The sequence below is a fragment of the Pedobacter frigoris genome, assembly GCF_032678645.1.
GTDB lineage: Bacteria > Bacteroidota > Bacteroidia > Sphingobacteriales > Sphingobacteriaceae > Pedobacter > Pedobacter frigoris_A.
The window spans coordinates 494,038-515,126 of sequence record NZ_JAVTSP010000003.1; the positions used below are offsets into that span (position 1 = coordinate 494,038).

A 21,089-nucleotide genomic window follows, 5' to 3' on the forward strand; every position below is an offset into this window, starting at 1 on the left:
AATGCCTATTTGAACTCCGAGATGTCTACAATGCGATCATCATTGTTAAGTTTCAAAAAGGAGACTCCTCTTTTGGTTTTGGTCCAGCCAAAGTTTGTTTGCACATAGTTATAGATTCCTTCAATTGAAGGGCTGGTGCCCAGAGGTTCTGTATGAGTTTCGCCACTTGAGAAGTGAACCTGGTATAACTGACCTGCAGCCATTAGAAATACCAAGGTTTCTTTATCAGGGGACATTAAAAAGAACTGTCCGTTGATCCGCTCTTCAGGATTCTGCCTCTTCATCAGGTATACTTTGGCGTTTACATTGGTGACAAAGAAATCCTGATTGATTAGGAAGCCATCTCTACCAACACGATATAGTCCCATCAGTTTCTCATTTGGAGTACCTTTAGAAGCACGGTAAAGTTGTATAGCTTCCGTTTTTCCATCTTTCAGGGTAACCAGAAAAAATGGTGCTGTAAGGCCTGATTTGTCTTTAACCTGAGCAAGTATGGTTGTTTTTTGCGTATTTACATAAGTAGCCACAGCAAAACTGCCATTTGCAGAAGCCGTGTCATTGGGATTGGCTTGTATGCGGATAGTAGTATCTCCACGTTTTATGGTTAACCATTCTTTTGGATCTGCGGGAGTTCCTGCACGCTTTTCATCTACAACTCTAATGATTTTAAAAGCACTATCGGTAATATTTTGAGGTTCATTGAACTTCTCATTTGCGGTAAGTACGCGCGGGATATAGTTTTTTGTAATTTCTTTTTGCTGACAGCTAAACAGAATGATTGATAATGTGAGGGCGTAAAGTATTTTCTTCATAGGTTGATTTCGAAAGTTTTGACAAAAATAAACTTTGCAGTCGGAAATCCAAGAAAAAAGAAAGGGATGTCGCATCCACGCACATCCCTTTTCTAACCAAATATAAACCTGTATGAACGGGTTTTATTTTAAGTTTCCGTAATACTCTACGAATTTGGCCAATGCATTTGAATAGCCCCATTCGTTGTCATACCAAGAAACTACCTTAACAAAGTTGTCATTCAATGAAATACCAGCTTTTGCGTCAAAGATTGATGCGTGATCATCGCCGATAAAGTCAGAAGAAACTACTTCGTCTTCAGTATATGCCAATACGCCTTTCAACTCACCTTCAGAGGCAGCTTTCATGGCTTTTTTAACGTCTTCATAAGTAGCAGGTTTTTCCAAACGTACAGTAAGATCGACTACAGAAACGTCGGCTACAGGAACGCGGAAAGACATACCAGTTAATTTTCCTTTCAATTCAGGAAGTACTAAACCTACAGCTTTAGCAGCACCAGTTGATGAAGGGATAATGTTTGAGAAACCGCCGCGTCCGCCTCTCCAGTCTTTCGCTGAAGGACCATCAACAGTTTTTTGTGTTGCAGTTACTGCGTGAATTGTACTCATCAAACCTTCTACGATACCAAAGTTATCATTCAACACTTTAGCGATAGGTGCTAAACAGTTAGTTGTACATGAAGCGTTTGAAACGATAGTTTGATCAGCAGTCAATTTAGTGTGGTTAACACCCATTACATAAGTAGGGGTATCATCTTTTGCGGGAGCAGAGAATACTACTCTTTTTGCACCGGCAGTGATGTGTTTTTGTCCGTCTGCCTGAGTTAAGAAAAGTCCTGTAGATTCAATTACAGTTTCAACACCAACTTCATCCCATTTAAGGTTTGCAGGATCTCTTTCTGCAGTGATACGGATTGTTTTTCCATTTACTACCAGGTTTCCGTTTTCTACAGCGATTGTGCCGTCAAAACGACCATGGGTAGAATCATATTTTAACATGTAAGCCATGTAATCCGGCTCTACAAGATCATTGATCGCAACGATATCTAACCCTCTTTTCAATGCAGCTCTGAAAACCAGTCTGCCGATACGGCCAAAGCCGTTTATTCCAATTTTGCTCATCTTATTAATTTGAATAGTAGTTTAGTAAATTGTATATTGGTTCTTTAGTAATAGAAGTAATTTCAACGTTAAATTTTTTAGCAGTCTGTCGCAGCTCATCCTGAAAGCTTCCGGCCACGAGTCCGATAAAATGTATTTCCTTCCCGGGGTGCTGCTCAATTGTCGGCAACATATATGTCTTGAAATAAGTCTCAAAAGATTTGGTGACTACATCAAGTATATATTTGTGGTTGCGGTTTTCCAGGAAGAAATCGAAAAAGGAACTTAGAAACTGCTGCGCCATCGGTTTTTTGTACACCTTTTCCAGAATTTGAGGTTTGTCCAGATTGTATTTCGATTCGAATTGCTTTTGCAGGTCTGCAGGGAGTTTTTCCTGAATAAAGCTCTTTACGATGGTTTTACCAAGATGATTAGAAGATCCTTCGTCGCCGAGAATATAGCCTAAGCCAAAATTGTTCTTTTCCGGGGTTTTGCCATCAAAATAAGCACAATGTGCACCACTGCTCAATATGCCTATAATTCCTGTATTGTTGTAACAGGCAGATATTGCCGCGCCGGAAATGTCGTCCTTAACAGTAATCTTGCTGTGTTTAAAGAATAGTCCCAATGTTTCTGCGAGTTCGTTTCTTCTTTCAGGAGAAGAAGCGCCTGCGGCAAAAACATACATCTTTTTTATGCTTTCAGCATGATTGATCAGGGTAGTCTTTTTGTTCAGCGCCTGAAGGATCGATTTTTGATCGTTAAAGCATGGATTGATTCCAGGCATTGTACATTCGGCGATGGTTTTGCCGTCTCTGGCTATTTTCCAGAATGCCGTTTTTGATCCGCTATAAACTACTGCTATCATACGCTATATTGATAAAACTTTAGTCATCTCTAAAAGGTCACTTTCCAGCTTAAAGGAGTGCTTAGTGAGTGCTTCGTCAATATCAGTTGTTACGATGTCGTTGCCACGTAAACCGACCATTTGCATGGTATTTCCTTTCAAAAGTTCATTCACAGCAGCAAATCCCAATCTGCTTCCCAGTATTCTGTCAAAGCTGCTTGGACTGCCTCCCCGCTGAAGATGGCCTAAGATAGTTACTTTTGTATCATAGTGGTTAAATCTCTCCTTAACTTTTTTTGCAATGTCATAAGCACCACCCTGTTTATGGCCTTCAGATACGATTACGATACTTGAGGATTTTTTAGTTGAGGCACCCGCTTCAAGCTGACTGATCAGTTCATCCAGACTGGTTTCTTTTTCAGGTAATAAAACAGCTTCAGCACCGCTTGCAATTGAACTTCTCAATGCGATGCATCCGGAATCCCTGCCCATTACTTCTATGAAAAACAGGCGGTCGTGTGAATCTGCGGTATCTCTTATTTTGTCAATGGCTTCAATAACGGTATTGATCGCAGTGTCGTAACCTAAGGTAAAGTCGGATCCATATAAGTCATTGTCAATAGTACCGGGTACACCCATTACCCTGACTCCATATTTATGACCGAAGCGCTGTGCTCCTGTAAAAGTTCCGTCTCCTCCGATTACCACAAGACCATCAATATCTCTTGCTTTGAGGTTTTGAAAGGCAATCTCCATTCCTTCTTCGGTCTTGAATTCTAAACAGCGGGCTGTCTTTAGTACTGTACCTCCTAAGTGAATGATATTGCTTACCGATCTGGCATCCATGGGGTTGATGTTGTTATTGATCAGTCCCTGATAACCTTGCAAAACTCCAAACATATTTATACCATTGTATATTCCGGTTCTTATTACTGCCCTTATACAGGCATTCATTCCGGGAGCATCTCCTCCAGATGTTAATACAGCAATATTTTTGATATTTGGTTTCATGATTTATTTATACGAATATAGCGTGTATTTTTTACACTAAGTAATTTATTTTACATTTTTACATGTAATTAGGAAGCAAGTATATTTATTTGCTTTAATAATTAAAAATTTAATACCCGGGTATAAGTTGTGTTTAAATATCCGATTTTTAATCCTGAAAGGTATTAAAAATTTTGTTTTCATTGGATTACGCGAATTCAATATATATTTGCATTTTGCTAAAAAGATTTTAGCACTTACAAGGCCTTAAACCGGCTTAGAAAAGTAATAAAAACAAAAAAATAGGTTACGGCAGGGACGCTAGATTGACGGTCTGCTGTATTAGATAAAAAGGTTGCATCACTAAAAAGATAAATGTTTTGAAAGAAGTCTTGCCGCAATTTAATTCCACGTTCTCAATTGATTGTGTGGTTTTTGGATTTGATGAAGGAGAATTGAAGATTCTTTTGATTGAAAGAAATGAAGAGCCATTTAAGGATTGGTGGGCCTTGCCGGGTAATATTGTAGAAGAAAATGAAAGTCTGGACCAGTCTGCCTCAAGGATTTTACATGAGCTGACAGGCTTGAGCAACATTTATATGGAACAGTATTACACTTTTGGTGATGTAAACAGGCATCCTCAGGGGCGTGTTGTGAGTATTGCTTATTATGCACTGTTAAGATTAGGAGGAGATAAAGCCTTAAAGCCTATCAGTAGTTATGCAAAGAAGGCAAATTGGATTAATGTAAAGGATCTTCCGAAACTGGCATTTGATCATCAGAAGATCTTTGATAAGGGGCTTGAGAAAATCAAGAGGCGTATCAAACATCAGCCTATTGCCTTTGAATTGCTGCCTGAGAAATTTACCTTAACACAACTACAGAATGTGTATGAGGTTATTTTGAATAAAAAGCTGGATAAAAGAAACTTCAGAAAAAAGATGCTGAGTTTTGGCGTACTTAAAGATCTTGAAGAAAAACAACAAGGGGTTTCTTTCAGGGCTGCTACATTATATAAGTTTGATAAGAGGAGATACGCAAAATTATTCGGTAAGGAAATTTCCTTTTAACTGAAATGCATTTAATACAAAAAAAAGCTTCCTGAACATTGTTCAGGAAGCTTTTTTTTGTATGGTATACGCTGGACTATTTAGTCGCTATATGCAAGTGATAATCTACCAGGTCATCTATAGGCGAGCGGATGATTTTTCCGATGCCCATTTCATACCTGTCGGCAACAATGCTGAGGATATCCCTGAAGCTATATCCAACAGATCCTACGCAGTTTAAAGTGTAATCTTTATAATTAGGGTAGTGAACTACCAGATTTTCGAAGAAAGCGGTGAATGCATATTCAACAGTGGCAAATGTATAGTCTTCGTAATTGTCCTTGAAATCGTACAAGAACTTACTGAAGCTTGCACAAAAACGGTTTGGAAGGGGTTTGTTGTAAATGTGATCGAATATATCTTCGTTCGTCAATGCGAAATTATCATAGAAACTCTCCCTAAGGCCTTTCGGCATATATCCTTTCATATAATCAGAAAGAATTCTCTTGCCGATAAAGCATCCACTTCCTTCATCACCAAGGAAATATCCCAGAGAGTCGATATTCAATGAGATATCCTTTCCATCGTACAGGCATGAGTTTGTTCCGGTTCCTAAAATTGCAGCAAATCCTGGAGTGTCGCCAAGTAATGCACGGCAGGAAGCAAGTAAGTCGTGACCAATATTAATTTGTGCATTAGGGAAAACCTGTTGCATTGCATCGGCTACGATCTTGCGTTTAGCATCGGTTGAACAGCCTGCACCATAGTAATTTACTTCTGTCAGTTTTTCTCTTTCAAGGAAGTCAGGCAATGACTTGTTCAAAGATTCAACAATGTATTCTGTTGTTGAAAAATATGGATTATAGCCTTCAGTATTGAAAAGGATTTTTCTTCCGGCTTCGTTGATTAAACACCAATTGGTTTTGGTTGAACCACCATCTGCAATAACTATCATCTTAATTTGTTTTTTTCGGGCTAAAAGTAAATATTCCTAACACTTTTGTATGGTTTCTTCTCATAAATTTAATTTCTTTTATTTTGGTTCATTTTTGTTTTGCTGCCTTCAGGTAGTTGAAAACAGTGTTTTTTAAAATTTTGCTCGTGATTTTAAGGTTACCATATTGTTAAAAAAACACTAAGCTAAAATACGCTTGTTATTTTAAAATCCAAATTTTAAAAAAATCAGTCCGTCCACATACTATCTGGCCTTGTTTTCAGGATGATTTTAAACTAAAAAAATGCTCCTTATCACGGATTTTTTCCAATATAGGATAGTTTATTTTGTTTTATAAGAAAAATAGATTTGTAATATGGTATTTTGCAACATTTCCTCTTTTATAGATGTATTAAAAATATGTTAAGAAAAATAGATTTGCGAAGTGATACGGTTACAAAGCCTACTGCAGGCATGCTTGATGCCATGATGAATGCGAAGGTAGGTGATGATGTCTTTGGAGAAGATGAAACTGTAGATGCTTTAGAAAATAAGCTTTCCGAGCTTTTCGGTATGGAAGCCGGCTTGTTTTGTCCGTCAGGTACCATGACCAATCAGATTGCGATTAAGTGTTTTACACAGCCTTTGGATGAGGTAATATGCGACCAGGCGTCACATGTATACAGATATGAAGGAGGAGGCATAGCTTTTCATTCCGCGGCATCGGTAAGGCTGCTTCATGGTGAGCGGGGCATTCTGACGCCAGAACTTATAGAGCCGGAAATCAACGAGCCAAATATTCACTATCCAAATTCAAGTTTGGTTGTGTTGGAGAATACTGTGAATAAGGGGGGAGGCGCTTGTTATAGTTTGGCTCAAATAGAGCCAATCCATACATTATGTAATATAAAAGAACTGAAGCTTCATCTTGATGGGGCCAGGATATTTAACGCCCTCGCAGCTACAGGTGATAAACCTGGGAATTATGGTAAGTACTTCGACGGGATTTCGGTATGCTTATCTAAGGGACTTGGCGCACCTGTAGGTTCTGTATTGCTTGGTAGTAAAGATATGATTAAAAGAGCTGTTAAAGTGAGAAAGGCCTTTGGCGGAGGAATGCGACAGGCTGGATTCCTTGCTGCTGCTGGCATTTATGCCTTAGACCATCATGTAGAAAGACTGGCCATAGACCATACACATGCAGGTGCATTGGCGGCGACTTTAAGTCAGATGAAATACGTAGCTTCTGTAATGCCTGTTGAAACAAATATCGTGATCTTTAAAATAGCGGAAAACTTCAAAGCTGCATCTATTGTGCAGCAATTTTTGGAAAGAGGGATTTTATGCAGTACTACTGGTCCGGATACGATCAGGATGGTGACCCATCTGGATATTTCTTCCGAAATGATAGATAGTGCGATAGAAAATATAATACATTTGAATCCATCAGTTCATAAATAAAACTTTTTTTATCAATGAATAAAATTTTAATAGCCAACAGGGGAGAGATTGCATTACGCATTATGCGTTCTGCACGTGAAATGGGCATAAAAACTGTAGCCGTTTATTCTGAAGCAGATAGAACCGCACTTCATGTATTGTATGCAGATGAAGCCGTGTGTATTGGTCCGGCCCCTTCAAATCAATCCTATCTTCTGGGGGAGAAAATTATCGATGCCTGCAAACTTACAGGAGCAGAAGCCATACATCCTGGTTATGGTTTTCTTTCAGAGAATGCCGCTTTTGCCAGATTGGTAAAGGCTTCAGGACTGATTCTTATTGGTCCAACCCCCGAAGCAATGGAGGTTATGGGTAATAAATTGTCGGCTAAAGCAGCGGCTTTGAAGTACAATATCCCTATGGTTCCCGGTACTGAAGAAGCAATTACGGACATCGAAGAGGCAAAAATGCGTGCTGTTGAAGTTGGTTTTCCTATTCTGATTAAAGCCGCCGCCGGTGGAGGAGGGAAGGGCATGAGAATAGTAGAAATGGAAAGCGATTTCGAAGAGCAAATGCATCTGGCTGTAAGCGAGGCTACGTCGGCATTTGGTGATGGCTCTGTTTTTATTGAACGTTATGTTTCCTCACCACGCCACATAGAAATTCAGGTATTGGGGGATACGCATGGCAATATTGTTCACCTTTTTGAGCGGGAATGCTCCGTTCAGCGAAGGCACCAGAAGGTAATCGAAGAAGCTCCATCAAGTATATTGACAGAGGAAATACGCCAGCGCATGGGCACATGTGCCGTTGATGTAGCACGTTCTGTAAATTATGTTGGTGCGGGTACAGTTGAGTTTATATTGGATGAGAACCTGGATTTTTTCTTTTTGGAAATGAATACCCGCCTTCAGGTTGAGCATCCTGTGACGGAGATGATCACTGGCCTGGATCTGGTAAAAGAGCAAATTAAAGTTGCAAGAGGTGAGCAGCTTTCCTATCAGCAATCGGACTTAAAAATCAGTGGACATGCAATTGAATTGAGGGTTTATGCGGAAGATCCGGAAAATAACTTTCTTCCTGATATTGGTGTATTGCAGACGTATAAAACACCTAAGGGCTATGGCGTGAGGGTTGATGATGGTTTCGAACAGGGGATGGAAATTCCTATTTACTACGATCCCATGATTGCAAAGCTTATTACTTATGGAAGGAATAGAGAGGAAGCCATTGAACGAATGGTAAGGGCAATAGATGAATATGACATTACGGGTATAAAAACAACCCTAAACTTTGGGAAATTTGTGATGAATCACGAAGCATTTAAGACCGGTAATTTTGATACACATTTTGTAGCTAAGTATTTTAATGCTGACAGTCTTAAAAGTGAGGATGATAATGAAGCGTTGATGGCTGCAGTATTTGCTGCACAATCATTTAAAAAACAATCTATTGTAACTACAGAGCAAAATCAGGCTGAAAGTGTTAGTGCATGGAGGAAAAGTAGAACAATGTTTAATTCTTAAAAATGTTTACAGGAATAATAGAAACTTTGGGAGAGGTTATTGATGTCGTGAATGAAGGTACAAACCGCCATTATACCATTAAATCTGCCATTAGTAATGAATTGAAAATAGATCAGAGTGTGGCTCATAATGGTGTTTGCCTCACGGTAGTTGCGCTAACTGCGGATACACATACTGTTACAGCTATAGAAGAAACGCTTCAAAAAACGAACCTTAATGAACTTGAGAAAGGAAAACGGGTAAATCTAGAGCGCTGTATGCAAATGAACGGAAGGTTGGATGGACATATTGTGCAGGGACACGTAGATCAGACGGCTGTATGTGTAAAACGTGCAGTTTTGGATGGTAGCTGGGAATATCGTTTTAAATACGATGCAGAAAAGGGTAATGTAACTGTAGAAAAAGGATCGGTTTGTGTCAACGGGATTAGTCTAACTGTAGTCGGTTCTAAAGACGACGAGTTTTCTGTATTCATCATTCCTTATACTTTTGAGCATACCAATCTGCAGGAGGTGAATGTTGGTGATACCGTTAATATCGAATTTGATATTATCGGAAAATATGTGGCCAGACTAATTGGGAAATAATCACTTCTTCAGCTCATCTATTTTTCGTTTGATAAAGATGATCAGTTTTGGCTGTTGCTTTTCATCGATGGTTTTCAGATACTGTTCGTAATAATTAACTGCGCTTTTTTTGTCATTCAATTTAGTTTCGTATACCAGTGCTATATTATACAACAGGCTTCCATTGTTTTCAAACTGGAGGCCTTTTTTGTAGGCATTATTTGCGTCGTCATTTTTATTAACCATTTCAAAAGAATCACCTAATAGTCCATAATATGTGGCGATTTTTGGAGATATACCTTCCTTAATGGCATTTTGGAGATAAGGGATAGCATTTTTATAATCCTTTATGCCTCTATAGCTCATCCCGATATTATAAAGCAGGGTTTCATTATCAGCAGATTTATCGCTTATCAGTAAAAAATATTTAAGCGCATTCTGATAATCGAGAGAAAGAAAATGAGACTTACCAAGGTTGTTGAGGACGAAAGTAGAGCTGTCACCATAACTCAAAAGTTGTTCTCCGGTTTTTATGGCTTCAGGATAATCTTTTTCGGCTATATTCAACGGGATTTTCATTTTGAGCAGCCTTAAATTTGCACTGTCTGCTTTTAAAGCCGGTTCAAGTGTTTGTTTTAGTTTATGGATAGATTTCGTCTTGAAGTAGATCTCACACAGATCAAAGACGACGTCAGCGTCAACAGGATTGAGCCTGTTGGCTGTTAGCAGATAGGAGAATTTTTTATTGTTTATATCATCTTTCGTCAAATAAGCAAGCTTTTTATAAGCACTGAAGTTGGCACTGTCAATTTTAATCACCTCCTGATAATAGGATTTGGCTTTTAATTCATTGCCACGCCGGGTATTTATATCGGCCAGACTAAACAAAACAGACAGGTTCGTTGGGTTTTGAGTGTAAAGTTTCAGGTAGTACTTTTCTGCATCAGTATATTTGCCACCCATTAAATTGGCATAAGCAAGTTGTGTCAATGCCTTCGGATCTTCCGTGCCATCCTTATAAATACTTTGAAGATATTGCGCTGCTTCTGTGTAACGTTGAGACTGGTAGTATTCCAATACCTTTTCATTATCAATTACAGCAGTGTTTTGCGCATTCGAGATCTGATAGCAACTGGCAATAAAAAAAAGTAGTAGAAATAGCTTTTTCATAACGGTCTTCATTAATTGGTAACTAAAGTATTAGTTATTTGCTGATATTGCAAATGTCAATTCAATTTATAAACGACAAAAGAAGCAAAACAAATGCCTTGTTCAAATTGCTTAAAACATCTTGGCAAGGTAATTGGTTGACTATACATATAGAAACAGAATTTTTATCTTAATTAAATAGCATATGGATACGTTAAAAAAGTTCGAATTGATGGAAAAAATTGTGAGAGAATTAGAAGACCTACAACATTCTCAGCAGGCAATTATTCAGAAAATTGGAAAAATAGAGGTTGATAATATTGAATTGGGAGATAAGAAACTCGATAAAGACTTGCCTGATATGCATCAACGTGTTGCAGATAACCTGGACACCATAGTTAGTATTCTTGATTATTTTGCTGATAAAACCCAGAATTTTGGAAATAAAAATAATGTAGATGCTTTAAAAGAGCAGCAGGCAATCAACGATGCCACAGGTCAATAGATAATACCCAGAGCTTTCTGATGATCAATCAGAAAGCTCTTCTTTTTCAACTGGAATAGACACGTAAAAACTAGATCCTTTTCCAACTTCACTGGTTACCGTTAGCTTACCCCCATTTCTTTCCATAAATTCTTTGCATACCACAAGTCCCAATCCTGTACCCTTTTCATTCATGGTACCACGTGTAGATAAGTTTTCTCCGCTGAAAAGTTTGCTAATGATTTCTTGTGACATACCTATTCCATTGTCACTGATGCAAAGTTGAATAAAGTGATCTTTGTAGACTGCATTGAGTGTGATCTCACAATTTTCATTGCAGAATTTAATAGCATTGTTGAGGATGTTTCTGATCACAATTTGGATCATTAGCATATCTGCATAAACGAGAGCTCCCGGGAATACGTCCTGCACAATTCCGATTTTTTTAGAAACCGCTGAAGGAAGATGGTATGTTACTTCATTAACTACCAGTGTTTTCAGGTCGAAATACTCCTTGTTGATGCCGTAACCCTTCAATTGGCTTCTTGACCAGTGCAGGATATTTTCCAGTAGATCTGTGGTATATAAAATGTCTTTGCTTAGTGCGGGTGATAATGTTTTAAATTCCTCATTGGAGATCTGACCACTTGAAGTCATTTTAAGTACTTCTGATAGGTTAACCAGGGGGCCGCGTAAGTCGTGGGCGATGATCGAAAAAATTCTGTCCTTAAGATGATTAAGTCTTTGGAGTTCATCTGCCTGAGTTTTTGATCTTAAAGCTTCTTCTCTCAGCGCTGTTAAATCCTGGAGTTTTATAATGATCGCTTCGCTGCTCAGCTGATTTTCATTCAGGAACCTGATGTCTGCTTCGGTATCAAGAATGGTGTTCTGAAGCTGAATTCTCATCTCCATTTTCCCCGAGTGGTTGTTGTTTAAAAAATCAATTAATGATTGCTGATCCGGTAAGAGATTTGTAATGTGCTTTCCTATAATTTTGTTGTCGCCAACTGATGGAATATATTTTTTAAAAGCAAGGTTGTAATCTATAACCCGAAATCTCGAATCCAGCACAATGAATCCATCCTGCATCAATTCCAATACTTTTTCCCGGGCAACTGGCAATATATCGAATAACTTAAATCTGTAAATTGCTATTGAGATTAGACAAATTGTCGCGATAAAGGCAAAGGGCGTAAGGTCAAGATTTCCAAGCGGTCTAAACCCGAGTAGATAAGCAATGTTTGTTGCCCATGGAATCATTGCTGCAATGATGATGCTGTAATTTTGTTTTTTATAAATACGGTCTGCTTTTCGAAATTTAACAACGAGCAGGTAGCTCCCGATGGCCAGAAGAGTGTAAAAATATATGGTGAAAAGCTGATAAGAAATACCTGGAACGATATGAACCATGGGGAAATCCCCCGTCAGGTCCATATAATAATTCTTATAATGGAGGTGATGGTACTTATTTGTCCATACCAACAACACCGTGACTATTGGAAAAAAAAGAAGAAGTCCCAGATTATATTTGTTTTTATACCACTTTTCTTTTCCCGAAAGTTTAAGGCAGAACAAAAACCAGTTTAATGGCAGGGTAGCAATACCAATATACTCTATGTTGATGAAGAATTTTGCATGTTGCAAAACACTGGTTGCCAGTTCAAATCCATATGCCAACGCCCAAATGGCATTGGAAAGCATCAAAATGCCAAAAAAACGAACAGCACCACCCTCTTTTTTATATACATGATAGGATAAAAAAAGAGTTATAGCTCCACAAAAAGTCAATATGATGGAGTAAAAATTAAAGCTAAAATCCATTTAAAAAATTGGCCTAACAATCATTGCAAGTGGTTAAAAATAACATGAAGATTGTCATTAATTGTATGATAAAACTACGTAATTTAGTTTTGAATTAAAAATATTCTTATTTTTACATAGATATTAATGTCACATTAATCTTTTTTTATGAAAAAAATCATCTTATCAGCATTATTCGCTTGCATTAACCTTGTAGCCTTTAGTCAGGTTATTCCAAGCTTTCAGTTTGGTCTAAAGGGAGGGGCGAATCTCGCAAAACTAACTACTGAAAATACATTTAGCAGTGATAATAAAGCTGGCTATTATGCAGGTGTTTGGGCTCGTATTGGTGCCGCAGGTATTCATTTACAGCCTGAGTTGTATATTTCAGGTAAAAATACAACATTAAAAAGAACTGCAGATGGGGCAGAGAACGAAGTTAAATTTACAAGTGTTGATGTTCCTGTTTTAGTAGGAACTAAAATCGGTGCTGCAGGTGTGGGTATCCGTTTGAATACAGGCCCTGTTGTGTCATTTATCGTAGATGATAAACAAACTGTAAAAACTGCAGTGGGAAATGTTTTCTCGGGGAACTTTAAAGGTCAGGCTTTTGCATGGCAATTTGGTGCCGGTCTGGATGTAGGCAAATTAGGTGTGGATTTAAGGTATGAAACTGGTCTTTCGAAAATAGGGAAAGATGGTTATGATGATACTAAGTTAAGCCTGTTTACATTGGGAGTAGCTTATAGGTTATTCTAAGAAACAGTAAGTTATTAACATTTGACTTAAAAGGGTAAACATTAGCTGTTTGCCCTTTTTTTTGGCTTTAAAATTGATGATATCTTGATCCCTAACCCTAATCGCTACTATCATGAATATCAAAGAACTATTGCTAAATGGACAAAGCTTCTCAGAGCTATTAAAACAGTTTTCAATTGCAGCTGATGATGTCAAAATTCAGGACGAGGATGTTATTCTTACTGACCACAATTTAGAGCATAAAGAAATTGTAAAGGAAAGCATCTGTATAGAGGGTAAGAATAAAGATGGAATCATCAATTTCTTTGGTACCTTACATTACAATCTCCTAAATAAACTTGCGGTATTCGAGATGCAGGGATTTGAGAAAGTAGTAACGCCCCAGGCTTGCTAGGTGTCTTTTAGTACTTCTTTTATTTCATAATTGTATGCCCCTTTTATGGGACGTATAGGGGTTTCTCTGTCGTCACTTAAGACTTTCACGTAACAGGCTCCGAAATAGAAGATAAAAGAGGAATAAAATACAAACAGCATGATCAGTACTATAGATCCTGATGTTCCGTATACATTACCTATGCCGCTTAGCGGAAGCAATATCCTTAAAATATATTTACCGGCGGTGAACAATACAGCTGTAAGCAAACCGCCTCTCAATGACGTTATCCATGTTGGTCTTCCATTGGTTAGAAATCTAAACAATACGGTGAACCATACCATGACGATTCCTATAAATAATATTTGATTGAGTAATGATAAGAAAAACTTGCCAAAAGTTGGAGATGCAGTATTGATATAGGCTCCTATAAATGCCTGTATGCTATCCGTTAAAAAACCAACCATGAATAGCATGCCTGCCAGTAGAATAATCACCATAGAACGGGCTCTTAATTTCATGGTAAACATAAATCCAACATGTTCTTTTTTGCCAATAGACCAGATCTGGTCCATTGAGTTTTTAATCACCGTAAACAAGGTAGTAGCTACAAATAAAAAGAACACAAAGCTAATCAGCGTTGCATACCACTGATGGTCTATTCCCCTGATATTTCTTAATGTTTGTCTGACCTGGCCTGTACTATCATCATCTAAAATATTTCCCAGACGTTCAAACAGACGTGATGCAAGTATTTTCCGGTCCATAAAAAAGCCAAACAGTCTGATGAGTATCAGCAGGATTGGGGGTAATGCAAAATTGGTGAAAAAAGCGGTGGCACCAGCTAAACGAAGGGGATCATTTTTTTGAAACAGTTTAAAGGCTGTCTTAAAACGAATAAAAAATAGGGTTATTCTACTGATAATGTTAATTTCCATGCCCCGCTTGGTTGCCTTAAGCCTCGAAAATAACTATTTTTTTTAAAACAGTTCAAATAAAAAAGGGTGCACTGTTTTTCAGGCACCCTTTAATACCGGTCGCCCGGTGTATTTTATAATGTAATTATCCTATATCAAACCCCTTTGTTAGGATAACACAATTATAAATTTCCTCTCAATTCCTGTTCGCGTTCCAGAGATTCAAACAGGGCTTTAAAATTACCTGCCCCAAATGACTGAGCACCCTTACGCTGGATAATTTCAAAAAATAGAGTTGGCCTGTCTTCTACAGGTTTTGTGAAAATCTGCAATAAATAACCTTCTTCATCGCAGTCTACCAGGATTCCCAGTTCTTTTAACTGAGCAATTTCTTCGTCAATTTCACCCACGCGTTCCGGCATCATATTATAGTAGGCTTCAGGAGGTGCACTTAAAAACTCAACCCCTCTCGCTTTTAATGCCTTCACGGTAGATAAAATGTCTTTAGTTGCTACTGCAATGTGTTGCACCCCTTCGCCTTCATAAAATTCAAGATATTCTTCAATTTGTGATTTCTTTTTGCCTTCAGCAGGTTCATTGATGGGAAATTTAGAAAAACCGTTTCCATTACTCATCACCTTACTCATCAAAGCGGAATATTCGGTATTGATTTGTTTATCATCAAATGAAAGGATATTCACAAAACCCATCACCTCTTCGTACCATTTCACTGTTTCGTTCATCCTGTTCCAGCCCACATTTCCTACACAGTGATCGATATAAAGCAAGCCCGTCTCTTCCGGATTGTAATCACTCTTCAAATCCACATAGCCAGGTAGAAATGAACCATTGTAGTTTTTACGCTCAATAAACATGTGAACAGTCTCACCGTAAGTGTAGATCCCAGACATGCGTACTTCTCCGTGTTCGTCAGTATGTGTAACAGGCTCCAAATAAGGTTTTGCACCACGCTTGGTAGTTTCTTCAAAAGCGCTGTAAGCATCATCTACCCATAACGCAAGAACTTTAACACCATCGCCATGTTTTTTTACATGTTCTGATATTACATTGTCTGATTTCAAACCTGTTGTTAAAACCAATCTGATCTTTCCCTGCTGCAATACATATGAAGCACGGTCACGAACCCCGGTTTCAGGTCCGGCATAGGCTATCGACTGGAAACCAAAGGCTGTTTTATAATAATGTGCAGCCTGTTTAGCATTTCCTACATAAAACTCAACATAATCAGTCCCATTAATGGGAAGAAAATCCTGTGCCTTAGCTATTTTTTCTGCAAATGTTTGTGTTGACATTTTGTTTTTTATTTGAATAATAAGTTAGTTTTCTTTTTTGCTTTTGAGTTATTCTACGTTTTCCTGCCAGCTTTTGTGGTAGTTTTCATCCTCTATTGCTACTGCATCTTCTGTCAGCATTAAAGGACGGAATGGGTCAATCATAACTGCCAGTTCTTCTGTACTTTCCTTTCCTATAGATTTTTCCACGGTTCCTGGATGAGGACCATGTGGAATACCTCCAGGATGTAGGGTGATCTGTCCTTTTACCACGCTCTTTCTGCTCATGAAATCGCCGTCAACATAATACAACACCTCGTCGCTGTCTACATTACTGTGGTTGTATGGAGCAGGTATTGAAAGCGGGTGATAATCGTACTTGCGCGGTACGAAAGAACAGATTACGAAGTTATGCCCTTCAAAAGTCTGGTGTACCGGTGGTGGTTGGTGCAATCGGCCTGTGATGGGTTCAAAATCATGTATTGAAAATGCCCATGGATAGTGAAAACCATCCCAACCCACAAAATCGAAAGGATGTGTTCCGTATACATACGGATACATTACACCTTGTTTTTTGATGAGTACTTTAAAGTCTCCATATTCATCAATTGTTTCCAGATCCTGCGGTCTTTTGATGTCACGTTCGCAGAAAGGAGAATGCTCTTCCAGTTGTCCAAAAGCATTTCTGTAACGTTTAGGTGTCCGGATGGGGCTAAAGCTCTCAACGATGAACAACCTGTTTTTTTCATCGTTGAACTCCATCTGGTAAATGGTGCCACGGGGTACCACGAGGTAATCCCCGTATTCAAAACGGATCTTTCCAAACCCTGTTTTCAAGGTTCCGCTTCCTTCATGAATGAAAATCACCTCGTCTGCCTGACTATTCTTATAAAAATAATCAGTCATAGACTTTCTCGGAGCGGCTAGTGAAATGTGCAGGTCGTTGTTTACAAGTACAGGTTTACGGCTTTTCAGGTAATCATCTTCCGGTTTAATGTTGAATCCGATCAGACTGGTATGACGTAAATGTTTTTCCCTTGCAATTTTAGGCTCTACAGAGTACGGTTCACCTAATGATTTTACAATGGTAGGTGGGTGGCAATGATAAACCAAGGAGTACAAGCTTGAAAAACCTTCAGTCGAAACCAGTTCTTCCGCATACAATTTACCGTCAGGTTTACGAAAAACCGTATGTCGTTTAGCAGGTATGGTTCCTAACGTATGATAAATTGGCATAGCTAAGGTTATATATGGTTAAAATGATATAAATAATAACGATTAAAACGTCGAAAACGTTTTAAATAAGAGCATTGGACAAAGAGAAAGTCTATATGGAGTATTGAGCGAAGATAAGTTTGGAAAGCATAGCATACCTAAATGAGGCCAGTGCTTGTCTGGCTATTTGGTTTTGATATATGAAGCTGCTATGTGCCATGTTCTTTTACGCCTGCTAAAGTAATTATTAAATCTCGCAATAGCCAAACTATAACCTAAATATTATACTCAGAAATATTTTATAACCATGTTTGCTTTAATTTTATCTAGCTTTGGACAACTACTTAATATAACTGATCATTGGAGCCTGTTGCGATTTGATTATTCTAGTCAGCAAAAGGCCTCCATATATGACAACTAAAAAACGAAAAATAAATGAAACTGGTATCCTATAAAACAGAAGACAGAGAACACCTTGGTGTTTTTGTAAACGGACACATTTACAATCTAAATTCCTGTGACAAACAGCTTCCTGATGAAATGAATGCATTTTTGCAAGGTGGTGAGGTCTTAATGGAACGTGCAAAAAAGGTAGATGCCCAGATCAAGTCAAAAGAACTTGAGCCTAAAGAGGAAGTTTTTTTTGAACTGCTGGCACCTGTTCCGCACCCAACTTCATGTCGCGATGGGTATGCTTTTCGTCAGCATGTAGCTGCGGCGCGCAGAAATCGTAAGGTGGATATGATAGCTGAATTTGACCAGTATCCTATATTTTATTTCACCAACCATAATGCCATTCAGGGACCTGGAGAAATTGAGTGTATGCCTGATCATTTTCAGAAACTTGACTTTGAACTGGAAGTTGCAGTTGTAATTGGTAAAAAAGGCCGAAACATTAACGCAGCGGAAGCCGATAGCTATATTGCCGGTTATATGGTGATGAATGATATGAGCGCCAGGACACTTCAAATGGAAGAAATGTTATTGAACCTTGGTCCGGCGAAAGGTAAAGACTTTTCTACGGTGATTGGACCATGGCTTGTAACTCCTGATGAGCTAGAGCAATACAAAACAGCTGCGAAACCTGGTCATACAGGTAATTCTTATAACCTTAAGATGACCTGTACAGTAAATGGGGTAGAGGTATCAGCGGGAAATATGGCTGATATGGACTGGACATTCGCAGAAATTATAGAGCGTTGTGCTTACGGCGTAGATATACTTCCTGGTGATGTGATTGGATCTGGAACGGTAGGCACAGGATGCTTCCTCGAATTGAATGGCACAGGCTTGCTGAATAATCCTGATTTCAAACCTCAATGGTTACAGGACGGTGATGTAGTAGAGATGGAAATCACCGGACTTGGGCGATTGAGCAATACCATCAAGAAAGTAAATACAGATTTTTCTATTCTGGCATTGAAAAAATAGTTCACTCAAATCCCTCGTCATGCTGAAATAAATTCAGCATGACGAGTGCACTAATAACCTTGCTTAATTCTTAAAGAAGTCATGCTTACCTTAAATACTTCAGACTTGTCCCCGATGCAATTGCAGAATTACTTGCAGTATGCTATTGCACCGCGACCAATTTGTTTTGCCACTACCATTGATCAGGCCGGAAATATCAATTTAAGCCCGTTCAGTTTTTTCAATATGTTCAGTACCAATCCTCCATTGTGTATTTTTTCTCCTGCCAGAAGAGTGCGGGACAATACGACTAAACATACGCTGGAAAATGTACTTGAGGTAAAGGAATGCGTGATCAATATTGTCAACTATCCTATGGTACAACAAACCAGTCTGGCCAGTACCGAATATGCTAAAGGTATTAATGAGTTTGATAAAGCAGGTTTTACCATGCTTCCTTCGGATACCATTAAACCACCACGTGTAGCAGAGGCTCCTGTGCAGTTAGAATGCATAGTAAAGGAAGTTATTTCTCTTGGCGAGCATCCTGGTGCTGGAAACCTGGTAATGGCAGAGATAAAAGTCATCCATATCAAAGAAGAAATCCTGGATGCTGACGGAAAGATCGATCAGGCTAAGATAGACCTGGTGGCACGTTTGGGTGGCGACTGGTATTGTCGCGTTACTCCGGAGAGCTTATTTAAAGTAGCCAAGCCACTAACCACTTTAGGGATAGGGGTGGATGCATTGCCTAAGGCTGTGAGAAATTCTATGGTATTAACAGGTAATGACCTTGGTATGCTCGGAAACGTAGAGCATTTGCCAACAGATGAAGAAATAGATGCCGTCAGAAATTCTGCCGCTGTAAAAGACATTCTGGATGCGACTATCGGCGATGTAAACAACAGGGAAAGAGAACTGCATGAGCTTTCCAGAACATTACTTAAAGAAGGAAAAGTAGCTGAGGCGCTGAAGATCGTACTATTGTAGTACGGTCATTGACCATATTATAAAATACTTACAACCTTTAAGAAGCGTTTTTTATAGAATCCTTCATTCAGACTGGTGATGGTAACTCCTTTAGCACCTCCGGAGGAGGAATGAATGAATTTAATGTCATCGCCGTCAACTGAATAGATGATGCCAACATGACCTGGAGTGCGGGATCTGCTATTTGTACCTGTAAAAAGGATCACGTCGCCAATCTTAGCGTCTTCAAGTTTTTTTGCTTCTCCGCTTAATGCAAAATCCCTTGAAGATCGTGGTACTTTAAAACCAAAATTACTGAATACGTAATTTACAAAACCTGAACAATCAAATCCTCTTTTCGGACTGCTTGATGCTGTCCTGTACCTGATGCCGAGCATAGATTTAGCAAATTCAAGTAACTTATTTGGTGATGTTTCCGGGGTATTGGTTTTACTTTTCTCAGGCAATTGTTTGCTGAGCCGATTTACCAACTCTCTGTATTCGAGCGGTACAGTGGTTTGCGCTTTGCCTGCCAACACACTAAAAAAAGCTATACTGAATAGAATAATGGTTTTCTTCATATCAATTTGGTTAAAGGTATTAAAAATATCCTTTACCCCTAAAAATGTTGATAACTTGTTGGTTATGGCGTCGTTACCGCAACAGGAAGTGTTTTTCCATTGAAAAATTTGTGGCCTGTCCTTGCGAAATCAGCCACATATTTGCCCATTTCAAAAGCCATCACCGGCGATTCGTAACCGGGAAAAGCCTGTTCAAGCATTTCAGTCTGGGCAGATCCAAGTGCCAGACAATTGACTTTTATACCTGTGTCAGCCAGTTCAAAAGCCAGGCATTCAGTCATGGTATGCAGGGCTGCTTTACTCGAAGAATAAGCTGAAAGACCTGGAAATTTAACACTGCCCTGGAAACCACCCATGCTACCAATATTCACGATATGTCCGCCGCTTTTCATTAAAGGAACCACATTCCTGATCATGTTGAAATGCCCCATTACATTGCTCTCCAGCATTTGCCACATGTCTGATTCATTGGTTTCCATAAACGGTTTGTTGATGAGCGAACCTGCATTATTGATCAGGATATCGACCTGTCCGAGACGTTCTGTTAAAAATGGAACCAGTGCTGTATAATCATCTTTTACAATGTCAAACTCTACCGGTAGTAAAGTGCAGTCAGGATTAATACCTTTTGCTATTTCCAAAAGCTTACGCAACTTATCCGCCGAACGTGCAATACAAACTACGTTGTTCTCACTGCTTAATGTAAATTCCAACGCGGCTTCAAAACCAATTCCGCTGCTTGCACCTGTTAATATTATATTCATCAGTTTTTTAATTTTAAATAAACGCCACGTCATCCTGACCTGAAGCGCAGCGGAAAGCTAGAGAGTAATTTATTTTGCTTCGCAGCTTCATCTAGGTCAGGATGACGATCG

At 38.8% G+C, this 21,089-nt stretch carries 21 protein-coding genes; 9 read left to right on the forward strand and 12 right to left on the reverse strand.

The features are described from left to right. Positions 1-5 precede the first annotated feature (5 nt). The 4 genes from R2Q78_RS12530 to pfkA form a co-directional block, all read right to left on the reverse strand. Positions 6-812 (reverse strand): hypothetical protein, encoded by an 807-nt coding sequence (locus tag R2Q78_RS12530; protein WP_316792369.1) that lies wholly within the window; start codon positions 810-812, stop codon positions 6-8. A 123-nt stretch (positions 813-935) separates the two neighbouring features. Then, on the reverse strand, positions 936-1,934 hold the full coding sequence (gene gap, locus R2Q78_RS12535) for a type I glyceraldehyde-3-phosphate dehydrogenase (RefSeq protein ID WP_316792371.1): 999 nt from the start codon (positions 1,932-1,934) through the stop codon (positions 936-938). Positions 1,935-1,938: 4 nt separating this feature from the next. Continuing rightward, a complete protein-coding gene (locus tag R2Q78_RS12540) occupies positions 1,939-2,781 on the reverse strand; it encodes a hypothetical protein (protein ID WP_316792373.1) in 843 nt (280 codons plus the stop codon). A gap of 3 nt (positions 2,782-2,784) precedes the next feature. Further along, positions 2,785-3,771, reverse strand: coding sequence for a 6-phosphofructokinase (gene pfkA, locus R2Q78_RS12545; protein WP_316792376.1), 987 nt, complete (start codon positions 3,769-3,771; stop codon positions 2,785-2,787). Positions 3,772-4,130: 359 nt separating this feature from the next. On the opposite strand from pfkA, the gene R2Q78_RS12550 reads away from it, so the two are divergent. Beyond that, a complete protein-coding gene (locus tag R2Q78_RS12550; RefSeq protein WP_136834132.1) occupies positions 4,131-4,820 on the forward strand; it encodes an NUDIX hydrolase in 690 nt (229 codons plus the stop codon). A gap of 76 nt (positions 4,821-4,896) precedes the next feature. Here the strand turns inward: R2Q78_RS12550 and R2Q78_RS12555 are convergent, their stop codons facing one another. Continuing rightward, a complete protein-coding gene (locus tag R2Q78_RS12555; protein ID WP_316792380.1) occupies positions 4,897-5,754 on the reverse strand; it encodes an N-acetylglucosamine kinase in 858 nt (285 codons plus the stop codon). 399 nt (positions 5,755-6,153) lie between these two features. On the opposite strand from R2Q78_RS12555, the gene R2Q78_RS12560 reads away from it, so the two are divergent. The 3 genes from R2Q78_RS12560 to R2Q78_RS12570 are packed head-to-tail and all read left to right on the forward strand — an operon-like array spanning position 6,154 to position 9,286. Next, positions 6,154-7,194 (forward strand): GntG family PLP-dependent aldolase, encoded by a 1,041-nt coding sequence (locus tag R2Q78_RS12560; protein ID WP_316792381.1) that lies wholly within the window; start codon positions 6,154-6,156, stop codon positions 7,192-7,194. Between the two features lie 14 nt (positions 7,195-7,208). Then, on the forward strand, positions 7,209-8,699 hold the full coding sequence (accC, locus tag R2Q78_RS12565; protein ID WP_316792382.1) for an acetyl-CoA carboxylase biotin carboxylase subunit: 1,491 nt from the start codon (positions 7,209-7,211) through the stop codon (positions 8,697-8,699). A 2-nt stretch (positions 8,700-8,701) separates the two neighbouring features. Further along, positions 8,702-9,286: a riboflavin synthase gene (locus tag R2Q78_RS12570; RefSeq protein ID WP_316792383.1), complete on the forward strand. Its 585-nt coding sequence runs from the start codon at positions 8,702-8,704 to the stop codon at positions 9,284-9,286. Here the strand turns inward: R2Q78_RS12570 and R2Q78_RS12575 are convergent, their stop codons facing one another. Further along, positions 9,287-10,435, reverse strand: coding sequence for a tetratricopeptide repeat protein (locus tag R2Q78_RS12575; protein ID WP_316792385.1), 1,149 nt, complete (start codon positions 10,433-10,435; stop codon positions 9,287-9,289). A 184-nt stretch (positions 10,436-10,619) separates the two neighbouring features. On the opposite strand from R2Q78_RS12575, the gene R2Q78_RS12580 reads away from it, so the two are divergent. Continuing rightward, positions 10,620-10,919, forward strand: coding sequence for a hypothetical protein (locus R2Q78_RS12580; protein WP_316792387.1), 300 nt, complete (start codon positions 10,620-10,622; stop codon positions 10,917-10,919). 24 nt (positions 10,920-10,943) lie between these two features. Here the strand turns inward: R2Q78_RS12580 and R2Q78_RS12585 are convergent, their stop codons facing one another. Continuing rightward, on the reverse strand, positions 10,944-12,719 hold the full coding sequence (locus tag R2Q78_RS12585; protein ID WP_316792389.1) for a histidine kinase N-terminal 7TM domain-containing protein: 1,776 nt from the start codon (positions 12,717-12,719) through the stop codon (positions 10,944-10,946). Positions 12,720-12,866: 147 nt separating this feature from the next. Between R2Q78_RS12585 and R2Q78_RS12590 the strand changes: the two genes are divergently transcribed. Together R2Q78_RS12590 and R2Q78_RS12595 are read left to right on the forward strand one after the other, a co-directional pair. Then, positions 12,867-13,457, forward strand: a complete 591-nt coding sequence (locus tag R2Q78_RS12590) for a porin family protein (RefSeq protein WP_316792391.1) — start codon at positions 12,867-12,869, stop codon at positions 13,455-13,457. A gap of 112 nt (positions 13,458-13,569) precedes the next feature. After that, positions 13,570-13,851 (forward strand): hypothetical protein, encoded by a 282-nt coding sequence (locus R2Q78_RS12595; protein ID WP_136834141.1) that lies wholly within the window; start codon positions 13,570-13,572, stop codon positions 13,849-13,851. On the opposite strand, the gene R2Q78_RS12600 is transcribed toward R2Q78_RS12595, so the two are convergent. The 3 genes from R2Q78_RS12600 to R2Q78_RS12610 form a co-directional block, all read right to left on the reverse strand. After that, complete coding sequence (locus R2Q78_RS12600; RefSeq protein WP_316792394.1) at positions 13,848-14,768, reverse strand: YihY/virulence factor BrkB family protein; 921 nt, start codon at positions 14,766-14,768, stop codon at positions 13,848-13,850. The genes R2Q78_RS12595 and R2Q78_RS12600 overlap by 4 nt on opposite strands. 161 nt (positions 14,769-14,929) lie before the next feature. Then, entirely contained in the window at positions 14,930-16,060 is a 1,131-nt protein-coding gene (hppD, locus tag R2Q78_RS12605) for a 4-hydroxyphenylpyruvate dioxygenase (protein WP_316792396.1), read from the reverse strand. A gap of 48 nt (positions 16,061-16,108) precedes the next feature. Next, positions 16,109-17,275, reverse strand: a complete 1,167-nt coding sequence (locus tag R2Q78_RS12610) for a homogentisate 1,2-dioxygenase (protein WP_316792398.1) — start codon at positions 17,273-17,275, stop codon at positions 16,109-16,111. Between the two features lie 414 nt (positions 17,276-17,689). Between R2Q78_RS12610 and R2Q78_RS12615 the strand changes: the two genes are divergently transcribed. Both R2Q78_RS12615 and R2Q78_RS12620 read left to right on the forward strand, forming a co-directional pair. After that, complete coding sequence (locus R2Q78_RS12615) at positions 17,690-18,685, forward strand: fumarylacetoacetate hydrolase family protein (RefSeq protein ID WP_316792400.1); 996 nt, start codon at positions 17,690-17,692, stop codon at positions 18,683-18,685. 81 nt (positions 18,686-18,766) lie between these two features. Continuing rightward, positions 18,767-19,654, forward strand: a complete 888-nt coding sequence (locus tag R2Q78_RS12620; RefSeq protein WP_316792402.1) for a flavin reductase family protein — start codon at positions 18,767-18,769, stop codon at positions 19,652-19,654. 17 nt (positions 19,655-19,671) lie between these two features. Here the strand turns inward: R2Q78_RS12620 and R2Q78_RS12625 are convergent, their stop codons facing one another. Next, entirely contained in the window at positions 19,672-20,214 is a 543-nt protein-coding gene (locus R2Q78_RS12625) for a C40 family peptidase (RefSeq protein ID WP_316792404.1), read from the reverse strand. Between the two features lie 62 nt (positions 20,215-20,276). Further along, entirely contained in the window at positions 20,277-20,978 is a 702-nt protein-coding gene (locus R2Q78_RS12630; RefSeq protein ID WP_316792405.1) for an SDR family oxidoreductase, read from the reverse strand. Between the last annotated feature and the right edge of the window lie 111 nt (positions 20,979-21,089).